This is a genomic window from Nereida sp. MMG025 (assembly GCF_021654165.1).
In the GTDB taxonomy this organism is placed as follows: domain Bacteria; phylum Pseudomonadota; class Alphaproteobacteria; order Rhodobacterales; family Rhodobacteraceae; genus Nereida.
In genome coordinates this window covers 1-18,267 of record NZ_JAKFZN010000004.1, presented here as the reverse complement: position 1 = coordinate 18,267, position 18,267 = coordinate 1, and the positions used below count along the sequence as shown (strand labels likewise).

General features: G+C 56.1%; 17 protein-coding genes. 10 read left to right on the top strand and 7 right to left on the bottom strand.

What is annotated here, in order from left to right:
* Nucleotides 1–1,449: an FAD-linked oxidase C-terminal domain-containing protein gene (locus L1065_RS11935; RefSeq protein WP_237095728.1), complete on the bottom strand. Its 1,449-nt coding sequence runs from the start codon at nucleotides 1,447–1,449 to the stop codon at nucleotides 1–3.
* Nucleotides 1,450–1,564: 115 nt separating this feature from the next.
* On the opposite strand from L1065_RS11935, the gene L1065_RS11930 reads away from it, so the two are divergent.
* On the top strand, nucleotides 1,565–1,975 hold the full coding sequence (locus L1065_RS11930; protein WP_237095727.1) for a CopD family protein: 411 nt from the start codon (nucleotides 1,565–1,567) through the stop codon (nucleotides 1,973–1,975).
* Between the two features lie 76 nt (nucleotides 1,976–2,051).
* A complete protein-coding gene (locus L1065_RS11925; protein WP_237095726.1) occupies nucleotides 2,052–2,381 on the top strand; it encodes a hypothetical protein in 330 nt (109 codons plus the stop codon).
* Here the strand turns inward: L1065_RS11925 and L1065_RS11920 are convergent.
* From L1065_RS11920 to L1065_RS11905, 4 genes are read right to left on the bottom strand one after another with little or no spacing between them, the layout of a single operon-like run.
* On the bottom strand, nucleotides 2,378–4,438 hold the full coding sequence (locus L1065_RS11920) for a hypothetical protein (protein WP_237095725.1): 2,061 nt from the start codon (nucleotides 4,436–4,438) through the stop codon (nucleotides 2,378–2,380). The two genes, L1065_RS11925 and L1065_RS11920, sit on opposite strands and share 4 nt — an antisense overlap.
* A gap of 2 nt (nucleotides 4,439–4,440) precedes the next feature.
* Nucleotides 4,441–7,197, bottom strand: coding sequence for a DUF4159 domain-containing protein (locus L1065_RS11915; RefSeq protein ID WP_237095724.1), 2,757 nt, complete (start codon nucleotides 7,195–7,197; stop codon nucleotides 4,441–4,443).
* Nucleotides 7,194–8,069: a DUF58 domain-containing protein gene (locus L1065_RS11910; protein WP_237095723.1), complete on the bottom strand. Its 876-nt coding sequence runs from the start codon at nucleotides 8,067–8,069 to the stop codon at nucleotides 7,194–7,196. Before L1065_RS11910 ends, L1065_RS11915 begins: the two co-directional genes overlap by 4 nt.
* On the bottom strand, nucleotides 8,066–9,070 hold the full coding sequence (locus L1065_RS11905) for a MoxR family ATPase (protein ID WP_237095722.1): 1,005 nt from the start codon (nucleotides 9,068–9,070) through the stop codon (nucleotides 8,066–8,068). Before L1065_RS11905 ends, L1065_RS11910 begins: the two co-directional genes overlap by 4 nt.
* A 69-nt stretch (nucleotides 9,071–9,139) precedes the next feature.
* Here L1065_RS11905 and L1065_RS11900 point away from each other — a divergent pair, with 69 nt between their 5' ends.
* From L1065_RS11900 to L1065_RS11885, 4 genes are all read left to right on the top strand, one after another.
* Entirely contained in the window at nucleotides 9,140–9,712 is a 573-nt protein-coding gene (locus L1065_RS11900) for a DUF1285 domain-containing protein (protein ID WP_237095721.1), read from the top strand.
* A complete protein-coding gene (locus L1065_RS11895) occupies nucleotides 9,712–10,482 on the top strand; it encodes a hydroxypyruvate isomerase family protein (RefSeq protein ID WP_237095720.1) in 771 nt (256 codons plus the stop codon). Before L1065_RS11900 ends, L1065_RS11895 begins: the two co-directional genes overlap by 1 nt.
* An 88-nt stretch (nucleotides 10,483–10,570) precedes the next feature.
* Nucleotides 10,571–10,945, top strand: a complete 375-nt coding sequence (locus L1065_RS11890; protein ID WP_237095719.1) for a VOC family protein — start codon at nucleotides 10,571–10,573, stop codon at nucleotides 10,943–10,945.
* Nucleotides 10,946–10,954: 9 nt separating this feature from the next.
* Nucleotides 10,955–11,686 carry a YafY family protein gene (locus tag L1065_RS11885; RefSeq protein ID WP_237095718.1) on the top strand — a complete coding sequence of 244 codons (732 nt, stop codon included), beginning with the start codon at nucleotides 10,955–10,957 and terminating at the stop codon, nucleotides 11,684–11,686.
* On the opposite strand, the gene L1065_RS11880 is transcribed toward L1065_RS11885, so the two are convergent.
* Together L1065_RS11880 and L1065_RS11875 are read right to left on the bottom strand one after the other, a co-directional pair.
* Nucleotides 11,673–12,452: an SseB family protein gene (locus tag L1065_RS11880; protein ID WP_237095717.1), complete on the bottom strand. Its 780-nt coding sequence runs from the start codon at nucleotides 12,450–12,452 to the stop codon at nucleotides 11,673–11,675. The genes L1065_RS11885 and L1065_RS11880 overlap by 14 nt on opposite strands.
* Complete coding sequence (locus tag L1065_RS11875; RefSeq protein ID WP_237095716.1) at nucleotides 12,442–13,035, bottom strand: uracil-DNA glycosylase family protein; 594 nt, start codon at nucleotides 13,033–13,035, stop codon at nucleotides 12,442–12,444. The genes L1065_RS11880 and L1065_RS11875 overlap by 11 nt, the downstream gene beginning before the upstream one ends.
* A gap of 322 nt (nucleotides 13,036–13,357) precedes the next feature.
* Here L1065_RS11875 and L1065_RS11870 point away from each other — a divergent pair, with 322 nt between their 5' ends.
* Genes L1065_RS11870 through L1065_RS11855 form a run of 4 tightly spaced genes read left to right on the top strand, consistent with a single transcriptional unit; the run spans nucleotide 13,358 to nucleotide 18,115 of the window.
* On the top strand, nucleotides 13,358–14,026 hold the full coding sequence (locus L1065_RS11870) for an ABC transporter ATP-binding protein (protein ID WP_237095715.1): 669 nt from the start codon (nucleotides 13,358–13,360) through the stop codon (nucleotides 14,024–14,026).
* Complete coding sequence (locus L1065_RS11865; RefSeq protein ID WP_237095714.1) at nucleotides 13,995–15,767, top strand: capsule biosynthesis protein; 1,773 nt, start codon at nucleotides 13,995–13,997, stop codon at nucleotides 15,765–15,767. The genes L1065_RS11870 and L1065_RS11865 overlap by 32 nt, the downstream gene beginning before the upstream one ends.
* Complete coding sequence (kdsA, locus tag L1065_RS11860; protein ID WP_237095713.1) at nucleotides 15,767–16,600, top strand: 3-deoxy-8-phosphooctulonate synthase; 834 nt, start codon at nucleotides 15,767–15,769, stop codon at nucleotides 16,598–16,600. The genes L1065_RS11865 and kdsA overlap by 1 nt, the downstream gene beginning before the upstream one ends.
* A 12-nt stretch (nucleotides 16,601–16,612) precedes the next feature.
* On the top strand, nucleotides 16,613–18,115 hold the full coding sequence (locus L1065_RS11855) for a phosphomannomutase/phosphoglucomutase (protein ID WP_237095712.1): 1,503 nt from the start codon (nucleotides 16,613–16,615) through the stop codon (nucleotides 18,113–18,115).
* Nucleotides 18,116–18,267: the final 152 nt, after the last annotated feature.

Genomic DNA, 18,267 nt, shown 5'->3' with positions numbered 1-18,267 from the left:
TTATTCGGCAGCGATTGCAGGTGCGCGTCGGCTTTGTGATGCAGACAGTGGAAACACCTTGGAGGGGTTAAGAAGCCACTGCGGATCGAACACATCTTTCACGGCCATCTGCGCTTCAAGGTCTTGGGGCGTAAACTGATCAAACATCAGATCGCGTTTTTCGATACCGACACCGTGCTCGCCTGTCAGGCAGCCGCCTGCTTCGACACAAAGCCGCAAAATATCAGCGCCCATCTTTTCACACAGCTCAAGATCCCCATCCTTGTTGGCATCATACAAAATCAGCGGGTGCATATTTCCGTCACCTGCGTGAAATACGTTGCCAACCTTCAGGCCATATTCGTCCGAAAGTTCGCCAATGCGTTTAAGAACCATCGGTAAAGACGAAACGGGAATTGTGCCATCAAGGCACATATAATCACTAATCTGACCGATGGCGCCAAAGGCCGATTTGCGTCCAAGCCAGATGGCGGCACTTTCTTGCGCGCTTTTGCTTTCACGCAGCTCTACCGGATCATGTTTGCGGGCGATGGCGGTGATTTTTGAAAGCTGTTCGTCAATCTCGGCATCCGATCCTTCAACCTCGACGATCAGCAGCGCGTGGCAATCAGGATAGCCTGCTTGTGCATAGGCTTCGGTCGTTTCGATGCAGAGCCGATCCATAAATTCGATCGCCACGGGCAAAACACCCGCCTTGATGATATCGGCCACACAGGCGCCCGCGACCTCGTTGTCATTGAACGCCATCAGCACGGGGCGTGCGCCCTCGGGCTTGTGCAAAATGCGCAGCGTCGCTTCGGTGACAACGCCAAGTTGCCCTTCAGAGCCACATATAAGCCCAAGCAGATCAAGGCCACCCGCATCCAGATGCGCCCCGCCGATTTCAACGATTTCGCCATCCATCATGACCATGGTCACGCCCATAAGGTTGTTGGTGGTCACGCCATATTTAAGGCAATGGGCGCCCCCCGAATTCATGGCGATATTGCCAGCGATGGCGCAAGCAAGTTGGCTTGACGGGTCGGGGGCATAGAAGAAATCATTTTCTTCAACCGCGCCTGTTACGCTTAGGTTTGTGCGACCTGTCTGAACCCGAATGTAGCGATCTGGATAGTTCGTCTCGAGCACGTCATTCATACGCGCAACACCAAGGATCACACAGTCGGCGGTTGGCAGCGCGCCACCCGCCAAAGATGTCCCGGATCCACGGGGCACGACAGGCACACCTTCCTCATGACAAACGCGCAGCACATCTGACACCTCTTGTGTGGTGGATGGCAAAACAGCAACCATGGGCGGGCATTTATAGGCGGTCAGCGCGTCACATTCATAGGCTTTCACCTCGCGATCGTCGGAAATAACGGCATCCGCAGGCAACACGCTGCGCAGACGCGCGACGACACGGGCCTTCTTGGCTAAGACAAATGGATCAGGCGTTGGCATTTCCATGGCGGGGCTTCCCTTTATTCGCTTGATTGGTAAAATAATATAACCAATTTCAAAAGCAAGCAGTTTTTGTCAAATCCCGCTTGCATCGTCTGGGCATTGAAGGGCATCTGAGGCTATGGAATGGGTGAAAATTATACATATTCTTTGCGTGATGGGGTGGATGACCTCTATTTTTGCGGTGCCCCGCGCTCTGATCTATTGGAAGCGTGACTTTGAAAAGACTGGGCAAAATGGCGACCTTGGTGATCTGACCTATCGGCTCTACCGCTTTTCGGCAGGGCTTGCTGTGATTGCTGCCGGCACTGGGCTCTGGTTGGCCTATGACTGGCAATTCCCACTTTGGGTCTGGATAAAACTGGCAACGGTCATCGCACTTGCGGCGCACTACACCTATACGGGGCGGATGGTATCATGGGCCAAAACAGGTCATTTCCCCCACTCTGACCGCTGGTTGCGCGTGTTTAACGAAATCAGCGTCTTTGGCGCCATCGGCATTCTTTGGCTTGTGGTGGTCAAGCCTTTTTGAACGCCGTGGCACGTATCTCGCACTTGTGACAACACATCTGCTCAAACTTCGGTATCATAGGGTTATGCGATTTCTTATGTCCCTTGTTCTTACGCCAACTGTCAGCTTGGCCGATGCACCCATAATCACCAATGTTGAGCTGCAACGCGACAACACCGTTGTGGCTGTAACAATCCAGCATCCCGACACCGGATGGGACCACTACGCCGATGGATTTGAAGTTCTGACAATGGATGGCACATCATTGGGGGTGCGGACGTTGTTTCACCCCCATGTCGAAGAACAGCCCTTTACCCGCTCTCTTACAGGTGTCGTGATCCCCGAAGGGCATAACCAAATTCAGGTTCGTGCAAAATGCAGTGTTGATGGGTGGTCCGAAACAACAACAATCGTTGATCTGGACTAGCTGCGGCGCCCTTCGCGCAGCCACGCCCCAACGGACAGCATCGCCGCGATCAGCAAAAGCAACCATGCAGGCACAAGCGACGTGACGCGCACATCTGCCGTCAGATAGGCATCGCGCGGCGTAAGACCGATCCAGCCACGCCCTGCCGCAACCCGCCCCGCCGATACATTCCGCAAGCTTGGAATGCCATCTTCAATCGGCACAATCCCACCGCGCCATGTAGCAACTGTGGGGCTCAGCACATCTTGGGTTGCGATCGTATTGATAAACTCGCGTGGGGCGGTCGGTCCAAGGGCAATCACGGCCTCCTGGTCACCCTCTGCCAAACGGTATAATCCAATCTCTGGCGCATCATAGACAGCCTCAAATCGCCCTGGCGAAACCTCTTCGAGGGACAAGGTGATTTCGGTGCCATCTGGCCCTGTGACGGTTACCTCACCAATCTCGTCCAGAAGGCTGCGACGGATGATCGTGATTTGTTGACCATCCGCTTGAGCAAACAAGGTCTCTTCTTCCAGTTCTGGCTCTTTCATCATCCAATGCGCAAGGCGGCGCAGTAGCTCTAGTTGCGGTCCACCCCCCTCGAACCCACGGTTCCAGAGCCATGCATGATCCGATGCCAGAAGGGCCACACGGCCTTCCCCAACACGGTCCAGCACCAACAGCGGTTTGCCCTCAATACCTTCCATAACGGTCTGGCCACCTTTCGGCGAAAGCTCGATCTGGCGGAACCACCGGCCCCATTCCGGCCCGTCTGGACCGGCAGGCGCAAAAGTATCCAACCCTTTCGTGACGGGATGTTTGGCGCCCAGTTCAGAGATTGTCGGGCGAAAGCCATCTTCGATGACACGTGCGGTTGGTGAGGCTGGCAAAATATCAGCAAGCGGGGATCGATAGAGACTATCCGCGCTTGCAAAATCCGGCCCCGCAGCAATCAGCACCGCACCACCATTGGTGACGTAGTCACGGATACTGTCGATGTAGATCGATGGCAAAATCCCGCGGCGTTTGTAACGATCAAAAATAATCAGATCGAATTCATCGACTTTTTCCAAAAACAGCTCGCGTGTCGGAAAGGCGATAAGGGACAATTCATCAACCGGAACACCATCTTGCTTGTTTGGGGGGCGTAGAATTGTGAAGTGGACCAGATCAACACTACTGTCTGATTTCAACAGGTTGCGCCACGTGCGTTCACCCGCGTGCGGTTCTCCGCTCACCAGCAACACACGCAGGCGGTCACGCACGCCGTTGATCTGGACGACAGCCACATTATTGCGGTCTGTCAATTCGCCGTCCATGCTTGGTGTCTCAAACTGAATAACGTTCATGCCGCCGTGGGGCAGCGTAATGGGCAGCTCCAGATCTTCCCCAACGGGCACCTCAAAGCGCAGTGGCTCTTCGCCATCCACAGAAATCAAAAGCTCTGCCGTGCCAGCAACAGGGGCCGCGCCTTGATCATCCAGACGCAAGCCAAGCAGAACCTCTTCACCCAAAATTGCAAAGGCGGGAGCATTATTGACCTGCAGCCTGCGATCCCAATCCCCTTCGCGCCCCGTCAACAAAACATGCAAGGGTGCGGGCAAATCGGGGGCAAGGTCGGTGTCATGCACCTGTCCATCCGTGATGGTGATAATGCCAGCCACACGTGCGCGGGGTTCTTCGGACAGCACCTGCGCAACCGTGGTCATCAGAGTTGTCCCTGCATCCCCTTCTGCATCTGTGACCTGCACAACGCGCAAATCCGTGTTTGGCCGTGCAGCAACCGCGGCGCTGATCTGCTCAAAGGCATCCGCCGTTTGATCACTGCGATCCGCAATGCGTTGGCTGGCCGTTTCATCCACCACCACGATCACAATGTCAGACAGGGTTTCGCGGTCCTCTGTTTGCAAAGACGGGTTCAAAAGGGCTGCCAACAGCACCACGGCCGCAAGTCCGCGAAGCCACCATCCCCCCAAACCGCGCCAGAGCGACAGAAGTGTCAGACCCAACGCAAATGCAGCGATGACATATATCAGCGGCAGCGCTATCAGCGGATCAAAAAGAACATCACCCATACCTATTGTCCCAACCGATCCAGAAGCGCAGGCACATGCACCTGATCGGATTTATAGTTCCCCGTCAGCACATGCATAATCAGATTGACGCCGAACCGCTTGGCAATCTCGCGTTGCCGTTCGCCTGCAAAGCCACGTCCAATGGGCACCATAGGCGCGCCAAATCGATCAACGGCCCAAGCGGCAGCCCAATCGTTGCCCCCGATAACCACGGGTGTTACCCCGTCGTTCAGATTGCGAAACGGCATACCTTCGATCTGTTCCGCGTCGGGTGGTGCGGCTTCGACCCAGACATCACGGCTTGCATGACGGCCCGGAAAGTCCTGCAACAGATAAAACGCACGCGTCAGAACATGGTCTGACGGGATCGGCTCAATCGCGGGAATATCCAAAGGGGATGCCAAGGATTGCAACTTGCGCCCGTTTGGGCTTGAGGCACCAAAACGCGCCGTGTCTGCATCCCGTGTATCAAACAAGATCATGCCGCCCGTTCGCAGATAGCGGTTTAGTTTTGCATAGGCTTCGGCAGACGGGGTCGGCTGGTTGGGGGTCACAGGCCAATAGAGGAACGGATAAAACGCCAATTCATCGGTTTCCAAGTTTACAGAAATCGGCTCTGACGGTTCAATCGATGTTCGTTGAAATAATGTATCGGACAACCCGCGCAGGCCCGCATAGGCAAGCTCGTCCACCGTGCTGTCACCGGTGACTACATGCGCCAAGACGGCTTCGGATGTTGCATCGATGGCGCGCATGTCTGCTTCGCTTTGTGCCTGCACCTCGCCCGTCAGGGCCAAGGCCAACCCGACAATCGCAAGACCCGCTGTGGCGCGCGGGCCAAACAACCGGCCCGACAACCAGATAGAGGCAAGAATATCGATCATAAGCATTCCCATCGCAGCACTCAGCAAAAGTCCCTTTAGGGGCTGTTCAGCTGTGACGCCAAGCCCCTCAACCGCCACCCCTTCTGGCCAAGCCGTCCGTTCAAGCACAGTGTCATCATCAACGACATTTACAGCAAGGCGGCGGTCCTCGCCTGCGTAAAGCCCCGCTGGCAATTCGGGGCCGACCTGCCCTTGCGCAATGATCTCGCCAGCCACCCCTGCACGCGTGCCCGCATCCTCCGGCACCCCGAAGGCAGACAGCACAACATCAGGCGCCCAGATGGTTCCAGCAAGATCTTCTGCCTCTGGGCGAGCAGATTGTGTGCTAACGGCAAGGCGTTCAAGCATTTGCACAAACAACCCCGACAATGGCAATGTCGACCATTCGGCATTGGCGGTGACATGAAACAAGACCACCTGCCCTGCGCCCACTTGCTTGCGTGTGACCAGCGGTGTGCCGTCTGCCAGCTCTGCAATCACACGGTCTGACAAGGTCGGGTCTGGTTCGGCCATGACCTGACTGCTCACCGTCACATCACTTGGAACAGGCAGGCCCGCAAAGGGTGTATCAGCAGCAAAGGGCGCAAGTCCCTTGGGTTCGCCCCATGACATCGCACCACCCACACTGCGCCCACCTGCACGCAGGCGCACAGGCATCAAGGGGTCTTCAACGCCGCGGCTGACGTCACTTGCGGCAACCCTTGGACCCGCAAACCGCAACAGCAATCCACCGTCCTCAACCCAGGTTTCCATTTGCTCGGCCTCAAGGCCAGATAGGGTGGCCACATCCGCAAGCACAATTACGTCAGGATTGGCTAGCAAAATGTCTTCCAACGTGCCGTCAATCATGTCAGCGGTTGGGATCAATGCCCGTTCAAGATAATGAAGCGGAGACAAAAGCTCGAGCCCTTCACGGTCTGTGCCGCCTGCAATCAAAGCGATTTCACGCCGCTTCAGTGTATCATCGGTCAGGCTGACGGCGCCTGCCGAACGCTGGCCTGCAATTTCAAAGCGGGTAATGCGGTTACGCAACTCCGCAGGAAGCGACAACGCCGTTTCGGCCTCAGATGCATCCCCGTCAAATTCAAGATCGACCGCAGCCAGAACGCGCTCAATGCCCGCAGGATCCAGACCCACCGCATTCACCGAAATCCCCTGCGCCACATCCGTCCGATTGCGAACGGCGCGCACAACAATGGCACCATCCTCAAACCGCGCTGGCGCCAGCGCCAAAACGGGGGATGGGTTTTCGAAAACAGTGAGCGTGCCAGCCGACTGAAACCGCGCCAGAACCTCGGCGCGGTCCATTCGCGCAATCCCGTCACTCAGCCAATAGGTTTCGTATCGATCTGGCAAATCCTCGATCCAGCCTTGGTCGGCTACGGGGGCCCAAGGCTGCGGGCTCAGGCCAGCAAGGCGTGTAAGCCAAACATCTGCACTCAGAAACTGCGGTTCTACATCAGGGTCCGTCAAAGACACCAAAGCCACTTCGCGACCCTCGCGGGCGGCTTCAGTCAGCAGCGTCTGGATGCGGTCCTCGCGGCGGGTCCAGTCACGCGCACTCGCCCATGATCCATCCGCTACAATCAACAGTGGTCCGTCACCGCCTGTGTCTTGGTTCGGGTTCAAAACAGGACCTGCAAATCCCGTGATCAGCGCAGCCACCGCCAAAGTCCGCAACAGCAACAACCACCATGGCGTTGTGTCGGTTTGCTGCTCGTCATCATTCAACCCCAACAACAGGGCAACGCCAGGAAACATCCGTTTTACGGGCGCTGGTGGAACAGCACGCAAAAGAAGCCACAAGATCGGCAGGGCAACCAAGCCCAACAACAACCAAGGGGCTGCAAAACCTATGCCAAAAAGCGTCATCATACCCGTTGCATCGCTTGATACATCCACATCAATGCAGATTGCGCGGCATCGCCTGTGTGATGCGTTGAAAACTGCCAGCCGCTGGCCCGCGCCATTCCACGCAGCAGATCTTTGCGTTCTGCCAGCCGGTCAAGATAACGCGCCTGCAAATCATTCGCCTTGAGCGTTTCATGACGCAGGCTACCGCCAACACTTTCAAAAACAGTACGGCCTTTGAACGGGAAACTTTCTTCCTGCGGGTCCAGAACCTGTAGCAACACGCCTTTCACCCCACGATCCGCCGCTTTGGTCAAAGCAGCTTCGACAGGGGCCATGTCCCCCATGAAATCACTGACGAACACAGCGCGACTCTGCGGGATCATGCCGCGGGCTTCTGGCTCTCCGTAGTCGGCCGTGTCGCCTTCTGCACTCAGAAGCATCGCAAGCCGCTGGACCTGCGCCTCGCCCGTGCGCGGGGGCGCATCAAAGGCGGTCAGCCCAACGCGTTCGCCGCCCCGCAACAAAAGCACCGCAAGGGCCATACCCAGAAGGCGCGCCCGATCGGATTTGCTATCATAAGTGCCACTGGAAAACCGCATGGACGCAGCACTGTCGATCCACATGATCACCGATTGGGCGTTCTGCCACTCGCGCTCGCGTACAAAGCGCCCCCCCATTGATTTGGCAGAGCGGCGCCAGTCAATCATCCGCAACTCGTCCCCCGTTCGTTCGGGGCGATATTGCCAGAACTCGTCGCCCACACCTGCGCGGCGGCGTCCGTGGATCCCCATCATAACCGTTGCGGCAAGGTGATCGGCGGCGGCCAACAAAGGCGGCAGGCTGGCGGCTTCGACTTCCGCGCGCAACCTCAAGGGGGCGGTGGGTTGGCTCATGCAGCGGCGGCCGACTTGGTCACGCTGGCCGCGACTTCATCGATCAAGGCACCCAGATCGACGCCGCGTGCCCGTGCGCTGAACGACAATGCCATCCTGTGCGTCATCACAGGGCGCGCCATAGCCATGACATCTTCGGGGGACGGCGCAAGGCGACCATCAAGCAAAGCTTGCGCACGCACGGTCAGCATCAGCGCTTGCGCCGCACGCGGCCCGGGGCCCCAAGCGACATTTTCACGGATCAAATCACTTGCCCCATCTTCTTCGGGCCGACACGCACGGACCAGATCAAGGATCATTTCCACAACCGCGTCCCCGACAGGCATACGGCGCACAAGGGTTTGCGCATCCAGCAAGGATTGGGTTGAGAAAACTTCGGTTGATTGCGCCTCTTCCACACCTGTCGTTGACAACAAGATGTCCCGTTCGGTCGCACGATCAGGGTTTTTCACCTCGATCTGAACAAGGAAACGGTCCAACTGGGCCTCGGGCAACGGATAGGTGCCTTCCTGCTCGATCGGGTTTTGCGTGGCCAGAACGTGAAATGGCATGCCCAGAGTGCGATGCTCGCCTGCCACGGTCACTTCCTTTTCCTGCATCGCCTGCAACAGCGCCGACTGCGTGCGCGGGCTGGCGCGGTTAATCTCGTCGGCCATCAGAAGCTGACAGAACACAGGGCCTTCGATGAAGCGAAAAGCGCGCGAACCATCTGCTTTTTCCTCCAAGACTTCGGAGCCCAGAATATCAGCGGGCATCAGGTCGGGGGTAAACTGAATGCGGTTGGAATGAAGGCCCATGACGGTGCCAAGCGTATCCACCAGACGGGTCTTGCCCAAACCAGGCAGACCAATCAGCAAGCCGTGCCCGCCGCACAGCAAGGCGGCCAACGACAAATCAACAACCCGCTCTTGGCCGATAAACCGTTTCGTAATGCTGGCCTTTGCTTCGGCCAAAGTCTCGCCCAACGCATCAATTTGCGCCACAAGTTCGGTATCGGCCATGACAAACTCCCTTAGACAGATATATCGTTAGTGAAACATCTAAGGCGACAACGGCAAAGGGCAAAAGAGTTGAGTGGACAAAACATTGTGACCCCGTCGGCGGAAAGCCTCGCAGCCAGCGCGACAGCCGCCTCAAAAAAAGGCCTTCCGCCCGTTCATTTGTGGGATCCGCCGTTCTGTGGCGACCTTGATATGCAGATCAAACGCGATGGCACGTGGTTTTATCAAGGCACGCCCATTGGCCGTGCGGGTCTGGTGCGATTGTTTTCAACGATCCTCAAGCGCGAAGGCGATGATTATTTTCTGGTCACCCCCGTTGAAAAAGTAGGCATAACGGTAGAGGACGCACCCTTTGTTGCTATTGATTTTGAAGCAACAAACGATGGCCTGCTGTTCACAACAAATGTAGGTGACACCGCACTTGCAGGACCACAGCACCCCATTCGGGTCAGTTACGCCGCAGACGGCGAGCCCTCTCCTTACGTCTTGATCCGAAGCAATCTGGAAGCATTGATAGATCGCAAGTCGTTCTATCGCCTCGTCGATCTGGGCGAGACCCGTTTGCACAATGAAGAGGAGTGGTTCGGTGTGACCTCGGGCAATTCATTCTTTCCGATCATCCGTGCATCTGACCTGCTCTAATGCCAAAATTTGCTGCCAACCTTTCGATGATGTTTGCCGATGAACCGTTTTTGGAACGGTTCGCATCGGCAAGTGCGGCAGGCTTCAACGCCGTTGAGGTTTTGTTTCCCTACGATCACGCCGCGCCGGAAATCAAGAAACTCCTTGTCGCCAATGATCTTGAGCTGGTGCTGATCAACACGCCGCCGCCCAACTACACGGGCGGCGCACGTGGGTTCGCGGCTGTTCCCGAAGCGGCAGAGCGGTTTCGCTACGATTTCAAACGGTGCCTGCGATTTGCGCAGGCTTTGGGTGCGCAGCATATCCACATCATGTCTGGTGTCGCCTCTGGCACTGCCGCAAAAACAACCTTCATCGATAATTTAAAATGGGCCGCCGCCCTTGCGCCCAACCAGTCCCTCACGATTGAGCCGATCAACCCTTATGACATGCCCGACTACTTTCTGAACGATTTTGATCTGGCGGCAGACGTTTTGGACGCGGTGGATGCACCAAACGTTAACCTGCAATTTGATGCCTATCACGCGCACCGCATTACCGGCGATTTGACCGCCACTTGGGAAGCACATGGCGCGCGGGCCGAACATATCCAGGTTGCGGGGTTTCCGGGCCGTCACGAACCATCCGGCCCCAAAGACGGATGTGATATCGACTACCCTGCGTTTTTCGAAATGCTGGATGCGGTGGGCTATCGGGGATGGGTCAGCGGTGAATATACAGCCAAAGGGCGCACGCAAGATGGGCTCGATTGGATCAAACCGGCAAAATAAATTCAGCCTCCCGACACACTACTGACACAACGCTGTCAGCAGGGGGGTGTTAGAGCGTTCTTATCAACTCAGAATAAGGACCCTGACAATGACACAATCAAACCAACAAATGCTGATGTGGAGCGAACTGCCCGTCTCGAACCTTGAAAACGCTGTCGCCTTTTACAACGCGGTGTTCGACTATGGTCTGGAAATCACCATGATGGGACCACAGGAAGTGGCGATTTTTCCAGTAAGTGACGGCGCTGCCTCAACAAATCTTTATCAAAGCGATGCGCCGAATTCGGGTGGTGCGACACTGCATTTCCGCGTCGCAGACAGCGTGGAAGCCGCGATGGAACGTGTCACACAGGCAGGCGGCACCGTTATTCCCATGCCGATCGTCGACATTCCAGAGGGACGGTTTATCAAAGCGCTTGACCTTGATGGCAATTCGATTGCCCTGTTCCAAGCGCCAGCCTAATCTGCTGACATGCGCCGCGCCGATCGCCTCTTCCAGATTGTCCAACACCTTCGGACAAATGCCCAAAGCGGCGGTCGGCTTACCACGGCACAAGACCTTGCAGATACGCTCGAAGTCAGCCCGCGCACCATATACCGTGACATCGCTGATCTGGTCGGGTCAGGCGTTCCGATTGATGGGGAAGCAGGGCTTGGCTACATGATGCGCGACGGTTATGACCTGCCGCCGTTGATGTTCACGACCTCAGAGATCACAGCTCTGGTCGCAGGGGCCCGCATCCTTCAGGCGTTTGGCGGTGCAGATATGGCACGGGCCGCGCAAGACGCGCTCGACAAGATCAACACGGTCCTGCCAGATGACGCCCGCGCGCAGGCGGATGCCACAGTCATCCATTCGATTGCCGCAGGGCCCGCGCAAAACCAACTTGCCGTTAAACTGGACGATCTGGGTGCCGCCACCCAACAAACCCAAAGGTTGCAACTGGACTACCGTGATCAACACGGGGTCATAACACAGCGTATCGTTCGCCCCCTTGGCCTTTGGTTTTGGGGCAATGTCTGGACGCTGGTCACTTGGTGTGAACTGCGACAGGACTTTCGGACATTTCGCTGCGATCGGATACGGTCGTTTGAAAATCTTGGGGCCTATACGCCTATCGCAGGGCAAACACTGTCGGACTTTTATGGCAGAGATGATGGGTATTTTGAACGCAGCAGCCAAGCACCTGTCAGATCAATCTAGGCGGCTTATCTGGGTCCATTCCGGGTGCTTTGGGCGGATCGGGCATGACCAGTTGTGGCAAATCGAACCGCAATCCCTTGTCCTGCAACGTCCCGACAATCGGATCAGCTGAGCGCAAAAATCCCACATCCAAAACGCCCGCATCCAGGCCTGAAAACGTCAGAACCTCGCCCACCGCTTGGGCCAAAGCGCCCTCGGCTCCGGCCGCTGCATCTATGAACGCCAAAAGGCTTCCGCGGCTGTTGTCGTCATACACAACGCTGACCAACAAGGCGTGATTGGCCAGACCCGATGCGGTTGCAAGCTTGGCGTCAAGCGCGGATACAAGATGTTCGGGCAAACCTGTGGGTGGTCGAATTTCCTTAGGCGTTGCTGTCATTTCGGTTGGTCGATTGCCCAAGGTCTGATGCAACCAGTCGACAGCGTCCGACGGGATCAGGACTTCGGAAGGCGCGACAGACAGGTTCACCCCCAAGCCAATCCCCTGTCCTGCCAGCATTTGCGCCAAGACACGGCCCGATACGGCAACGTAAGGCACTGATTTTTCAGCAAAAGCCGTCAGCCGTTCAATTCGGTCAAACACCAGAACAAACTGATTGCCCTCCACCTCAAACACATCGGGCGAGATATCCTCGCCATCTGCTTCTTTTGACAGCAGAAGAAATAACTCTGATGCCGCCAGACACTCGTAAAAGCGCAAGCGTGCGGCATCTGACGCGTCCATATCCGCATGCGCTGCATCCAGTTGTGTTTGCTCAATGCTCATGTCGTAGCACCTTTTGAATTTGATCTTGCAAGGCAGGCAACAGCTCGGCTTCAAACCAAGGGTTTTTGCTGAGCCAAGCGGTATTGCGCCACGACGGGTGCGGCAAGGGAAAGACACGCGGTGCATGGTCGCGCCACGCTTTGACGGTCTGCGTTACATTCATTTTGCCGCCAAGATGCCATCGCTGCGCATAGCCCCCGATCAGCAGTGTCAGTTCGATCCCATCAAGCGCGCTTAAAACAGGGGCGCGCCACGTATCCGCGCAAATACGGGGCGGCGGCAGGTCTGAACCTGCTGCATTGTAGCCAGGGAAACAAAACGCCATGGGCACAATCGCAATGCGCGAACGGTCATAAAACGTCTGATCATCCACGCCCATCCACTGGCGTAGACGATCACCCGATCTGTCCCAGAACGGCGTGTTGGCTTCGTGCACGCGCAATCCGGGCGCTTGGCTGGCAATCAAAATGCGGGCGCCTTTTTGAAACCAAACCACTGGGTTGGGCCTGTGGCGTGTCGCGGTTTGTGCGAAGCGGTCAGCGCAGAGTGAACAGCGCGAAAGATCACAGATCAGGTTTTCCATGTGCAATGTACCTAAGCCAATTCGAGGGGATGAACAGGCACAAGAAAACACCCAATTCATGAATTTGCAGATAATGCACCGTGCGCACCGTTTTCATTTTGGAAACAATTTCGGGGCATTGTGGAACACGTCACATTCAAAAACCCGCGATTTTGGCAGTTTCGCGCCTAAGGTAGAGGCAATCGCGTGCATTGCGGCTTTGCAACTGTTGTTGGATTCAGACATAATAATGTCCAAGTGTCCAAATAAGGACGGTGTTAATAATCCTTCGATAAAGAAGGCAGAGCAGAAACCGCCCCAACCGGGGCAGAGAGCGGAGCACATGCTCGAATTCGAGAATGTCAGCAAGTCGTTTTGGACGGGCACACAACGTAAGGTGATCCTTGATCGGGTCAGCTTTCGTGTTGAGCTTGGCAAATCGCTTGGCATTCTGGCCCCAAATGGCACCGGCAAGACAACGCTAATCAACATGATGGCGGGGCTTGAAAAACCTGACGAGGGCGAAATTCGCCGGTCTTGCCGTATCTCGTTTCCGCTCGGGTTTATGGGCGGCGTCACCAGCAAACACTCTGCGATGGAAAACAGTCGCTATATCGCGCGACTTTACGGGCTGGACCCGGATTACGTTGAGGCGTTTTGCCGTTGGCTGTGCGGGATCGAAGAATATTTCGACATGCCCGTTGGCACCTATAGCCAAGGCATGAAGGCGCGTTTCACATTTGCGCTGATGCTGGCGCTCGATTTCGATATGTATCTGATCGACGAAGGCATGCCCTCTACGACGGACGTTGAATTTAACCGCAAAGCGGGGGAAATTCTTCGAGAGCGGTTCAAGACGACAACTGTTATCATCGTCTCACACCAAGCCGAAACGCTTGAAAAATTTGCAAAGCAGGCAGCCGTTCTTGTGGATGGCCATCTGCACATGTTTGAAACCTTGGAAGAAGCGAAACAGCTCTATGACTACCAAACCCAAGGCCAAGAAGTTTAGGATACGGCGCCCGGGCCTGACACCCGAGGCGTCTGGATCCTCTACCGCCCCGCAACAGCCGCAAGCTGCAGCGCAACAGGCCCCAAGGCCTGCGCCAAAGGCCGTGCCAAAACCCGCACCGCGCAAACCTGCGCCCAATGCGGCCGATATGATCCCCGACCCAGAGGAAGCCGCACGCCGCCTGATCATGGAACAAGCAGGGCACACGCCCGCACCCCAACACGCTGCAAAACCTGCACCAAGCGGCAATGTGCAATCGGCGCGCGAAGGTAATACGGCAACCAGTATCGACGAAATCCGCAAAGAGGGCCTGACCGGCCGTCAGCTGCGCATGGCGCGGCGCGTTGCACAGAAAAACGGTTTGGCGCCGACATCGGATTTCGACGCTGTTCGCCTGTTGCGAGAAAAGGGCATTGACCCGTTCCAACGCTCCAACATGATGGATCTGGTTGTCCAGCAACCCGACCAACAGGCCGCCACGGGCACTGCAGTGGCAAACGCGCCCAATGCGGATCAGGCAAAAGTCCAGTTGCCGCAGACCATTCCCGTGGGCAAAGCGCAGCTGCCCTCGACCGAACTGGCCCCTGCAGAGGAACGCGCCAAGGAAATCCGCCGCATTCAGAAGGACATTGCCAACCGCCGCCGCAAAAAGCTGTTCTTGCTGGCCACGCGCCTGACCGCATTTGTGTTCCTGCCGACATTCATTGCGGCTTGGTATTTCTTTGTGATCGCCACCCCTATGTATGCGACCAAGTCAGAGTTTTTGATCCAGCAGGCCGAAAGTCAGGCTGCCGGCGCAGCCTCTGGCCTTTTTGGTGGCTCGCCCATGGCAACGGCGCAAGACAGCATTGCGGTGCAAGGGTATCTGCAATCGCGCGAAGCGATGTTGCGGCTGGAAGAAGATGTGGGCTTCAAGTCTCATTTTTCGGGTGACGATATTGATACGCTCAAGCGGCTGGATGAAAACAGCACCGATGAAGAAGCCTACAAACTTTACCAACAAAAAGTAAAAATTGGCTATGATCCCACCGAAGGGATCGTGCGGATGGAAGTCATTGCCGCCGACCCGCAGACCAGTGCGGAGTTTGCGCGCGCCCTTGTTGGCTACGCCGAAGAACGCGTCGACAACATCAGCCTTCGCGTGCGTGAAGATGCCATGCGCGGCGCGCGGGGAAGCTTTGAAGAAGCTGAACTTAAACGCGTTGAGGCACTGACCCGCGTGACACAGCTGCAAGAAGAGCTTGGCGTGCTTGATCCCGCAGCCGCGAATGCGCTGTTGCAACAAGAGATGTCATCTTTGCAGACCTTGCTTTTAGAAAAAGAGCTTCAGCTTGCCAGCCTTCTGGACAACCGCCGTCCGAACCAAGCGCGTGTCGATGGCACGCGTGCTGAAATCCGCAGGCTGGAAGAAAAGATCGTCGAAGTGCAAACGCAGATGACGTCGTCAGGCAGCGACGCCAACAACCAAGCACGCAAAAACGCGGAACTGCGCGCCGCGGAAGAGGACTACCAGACCCGTACCGTGTTGCTGCAACAATCACTGCAAGCAATGGAAGCGGCCCGCGTCGAGGCGGAACGCCAAGTGCGCTATCTGTCGCTGTCGGTTGCCCCTGTCCCGCCAGATGAGGCGACCTATCCACGTAAATTCGAAAACACCATGTTGGCCTTTTTGATCTTCGCAGGCATCTATTTGCTTGTATCCCTGACGGCCTCAATCCTACGCGAACAGGTATCAAGTTGATGAAAACCGTAAACGTGCGTGATCTGGCGATCAGCAATGACGCGCCTCTGACCTTGATTGCAGGTCCATGCCAATTGGAAAGCGCAGATCACGCGCAGATGATTGCAGGCACCTTGGCCGAGGCCTGTGCCAAAGCAGGCGTGCAATACATTTTCAAAGGCAGCTACGACAAAGCCAACCGCACATCGCTGAATGCCCCGCCCCCTCTCGGGATGGAAAAAGGGCTGGCGGTTTTGCAAGGTGTGCGCGACGCCATCGGCTGTCCTGTGATTACTGATGTTCACGCCGAAGACCATTGCGCCCCGGTGGCAGAGGTTGTTGACGTGATCCAAATACCTGCGTTTTTGTGTCGTCAGACAGCCTTGCTTTTGGCCGCGGGACGCACGGGTGCTGCAATCAATATCAAGAAAGGCCAGTTTTTGGCCCCTTGGGACATGGCAAACGTGGTCGCAAAGGTTGAAAGCACCGGCAATCACAAGATGTTGCTCACCGAACGGGGGGCATCTTTTGGCTACAACAACCTTGTTGTTGATATGACAGGTCTGCCGGAAATGGCCAAAACGGGATACCCTGTTGTGATGGATGCCACCCACGCGGTTGCCAAGCCTGGCGGACTGGGATCTGCCTCTGGTGGGCAACGGGAATTGGCACCAGTGCTTGCGCGGGCCGCCGTATCGCTTGGGATTGCCGCCGTTTTCGCCGAAACGCATCAAGACCCAGATACCGCACCATGCGACGGCCCGAACATGATTTACCTAAAAGACATGCCCGATCTGATTGCAACATTGGCCCAGTTTGATGCCCTCGCAAAATCAAAGCCGATCAAGCTGTAAAGGCCGCAAACAATGACGCGACAAAAACCCGCCGCAACTGTTACCCAAAACACATGGGGCTTTTTGCGTGATGCGATGATCGCGCCCACGGGCTTTCGTGAATACGATGCCCGCTGGCAGTATCCCGAACAGATCAACCTACCCGGGATGACGGCTTTGGGATTGGGCCTCGGCACCCAAATGCACCGACGCGGAATCGCGCCTGTGATTGCCGTGGGCAACGACTACCGCGAATACGCGCTTTCAATCAAAAATGCGTTGATGCTTGGACTTATCCAAGCCGGTATTCAGGTCAAAGATATCGGCCCCGCGCTTTCGCCGATGGCTTACTTTGCGCAGTTTCATCTGGATGCGCCCGCCGTTGCAATGGTCACGGCCAGCCACAACCCGAATGGTTGGACGGGTGTCAAAATGGGGTTTGAGCGCCCTTTGACCCATGGGCCAGACGAGATGGCAGAACTTCGGGACATCGTGCTGAACGGCGATGGCGAACAGCGCACGGGTGGCTCTTATGAGTTTGTCGAAGGCGTGCGTGAGGCCTATATTGACGATCTTGTTGGCGACTACAAAATGACCCGCCCGCTCAAGGTTGTTTGTGCAACCGGTAACGGCACGGCAAGCGCGTTTGCGCCGGAGGTGTTCAAACGCCTTGGCGTGGAGGTTGTGGAACGTCACAACAGGCTCGATTATTCATTTCCCAACTACAACCCCAACCCCGAAGCAATGGAAATGCTGCACGATATGGCAACCAGTGTGATGGAAAGTGGAGCAGATTTTGCGCTTGGTTTTGACGGCGACGGCGACCGATGCGGTGTTGTGGATGACGAAGGCGAGGAGATTTTTGCAGACAAGGTTGGCGTTATCCTGGCCCGCGATCTGAGTAAACTTCATCCCAATGCGACCTTCGTTGCAGATGTAAAATCCACAGGCCTTTTCGCCTCGGACCCCGAACTGATCAAACGCGGGGTGCGTGTTGATTATTGGAAAACAGGTCACAGCCATATGAAACGCCGCGTCAAAGAAATCGGCGCTTTGGCAGGATTTGAAAAATCAGGCCACTACTTTTTGGCCGAGCCTATTGGGCGCGGCTATGACTGCGGGATGCGGGTGGCCGTCGAGATCTGTAAATTGATGGACCGCAATCCCGATATGAAAATGTCGGATCTGCGCCGCGCGCTACCACAAACCTGGGCGACACCAACGATGTCGCCGTATTGTCCAGATACCCAGAAATACGCGGTTTTGGAACGGCTGGTGGCCAAGCTGGTGGACATGCACAATGCAGGGCACTCTTTTGCAAATCGCAAGATTGCGAAAATCGTCACCGTAAACGGCGCGCGCGTGATCCTTGATAATGGCGCTTGGGGTTTGATCCGAGCATCATCCAATACCCCCAACCTTGTCGTCGTTTGCGAAAGCCCCGAATCCGAGGCGGAAATGCGGGCAATTTTTGCGCAACTGGATCAAATCATCAGATCGGAACCTTCTGTCGGGGATTACGATCAAACCATATAAACTTGGCAAAATATGGCCTTCATTTTTTATGCATTTCCCCCCTTGAACCGATGGGGTCATCGCAGTAGATAACACGCCAGCGTTGGGATGTAGCCAAGTGGTAAGGCAACTGTTTTTGGTACAGTGTACCGTAGGTTCGAATCCTACCATCC

What these genes read in the sequence shown, in the direction of transcription:
- L1065_RS11865 (WP_237095714.1), top strand. Translation starts at nt 13,995, where the DNA reads ATGACTACCAAACCCAAGGCCAAGAAGTTTAGGATACGGCGCCCGGGC.
- L1065_RS11880 (WP_237095717.1), bottom strand. Translation starts at nt 12,452, where the DNA reads ATGAGCATTGAGCAAACACAACTGGATGCAGCGCATGCGGATATGGAC.
- L1065_RS11905 (WP_237095722.1), bottom strand. Translation starts at nt 9,070, where the DNA reads ATGGCCGATACCGAACTTGTGGCGCAAATTGATGCGTTGGGCGAGACT.
- L1065_RS11925 (WP_237095726.1), top strand. Translation starts at nt 2,052, where the DNA reads ATGTCCCTTGTTCTTACGCCAACTGTCAGCTTGGCCGATGCACCCATA.
- L1065_RS11910 (WP_237095723.1), bottom strand. Translation starts at nt 8,069, where the DNA reads ATGAGCCAACCCACCGCCCCCTTGAGGTTGCGCGCGGAAGTCGAAGCC.
- L1065_RS11915 (WP_237095724.1), bottom strand. Translation starts at nt 7,197, where the DNA reads ATGATGACGCTTTTTGGCATAGGTTTTGCAGCCCCTTGGTTGTTGTTG.
- L1065_RS11930 (WP_237095727.1), top strand. Translation starts at nt 1,565, where the DNA reads ATGGAATGGGTGAAAATTATACATATTCTTTGCGTGATGGGGTGGATG.
- L1065_RS11920 (WP_237095725.1), bottom strand. Translation starts at nt 4,438, where the DNA reads ATGGGTGATGTTCTTTTTGATCCGCTGATAGCGCTGCCGCTGATATAT.
- L1065_RS11885 (WP_237095718.1), top strand. Translation starts at nt 10,955, where the DNA reads ATGCGCCGCGCCGATCGCCTCTTCCAGATTGTCCAACACCTTCGGACA.
- kdsA (WP_237095713.1), top strand. Translation starts at nt 15,767, where the DNA reads ATGAAAACCGTAAACGTGCGTGATCTGGCGATCAGCAATGACGCGCCT.
- L1065_RS11875 (WP_237095716.1), bottom strand. Translation starts at nt 13,035, where the DNA reads ATGGAAAACCTGATCTGTGATCTTTCGCGCTGTTCACTCTGCGCTGAC.
- L1065_RS11890 (WP_237095719.1), top strand. Translation starts at nt 10,571, where the DNA reads ATGACACAATCAAACCAACAAATGCTGATGTGGAGCGAACTGCCCGTC.
- L1065_RS11935 (WP_237095728.1), bottom strand. Translation starts at nt 1,449, where the DNA reads ATGGAAATGCCAACGCCTGATCCATTTGTCTTAGCCAAGAAGGCCCGT.
- L1065_RS11895 (WP_237095720.1), top strand. Translation starts at nt 9,712, where the DNA reads ATGCCAAAATTTGCTGCCAACCTTTCGATGATGTTTGCCGATGAACCG.
- L1065_RS11855 (WP_237095712.1), top strand. Translation starts at nt 16,613, where the DNA reads ATGACGCGACAAAAACCCGCCGCAACTGTTACCCAAAACACATGGGGC.
- L1065_RS11870 (WP_237095715.1), top strand. Translation starts at nt 13,358, where the DNA reads ATGCTCGAATTCGAGAATGTCAGCAAGTCGTTTTGGACGGGCACACAA.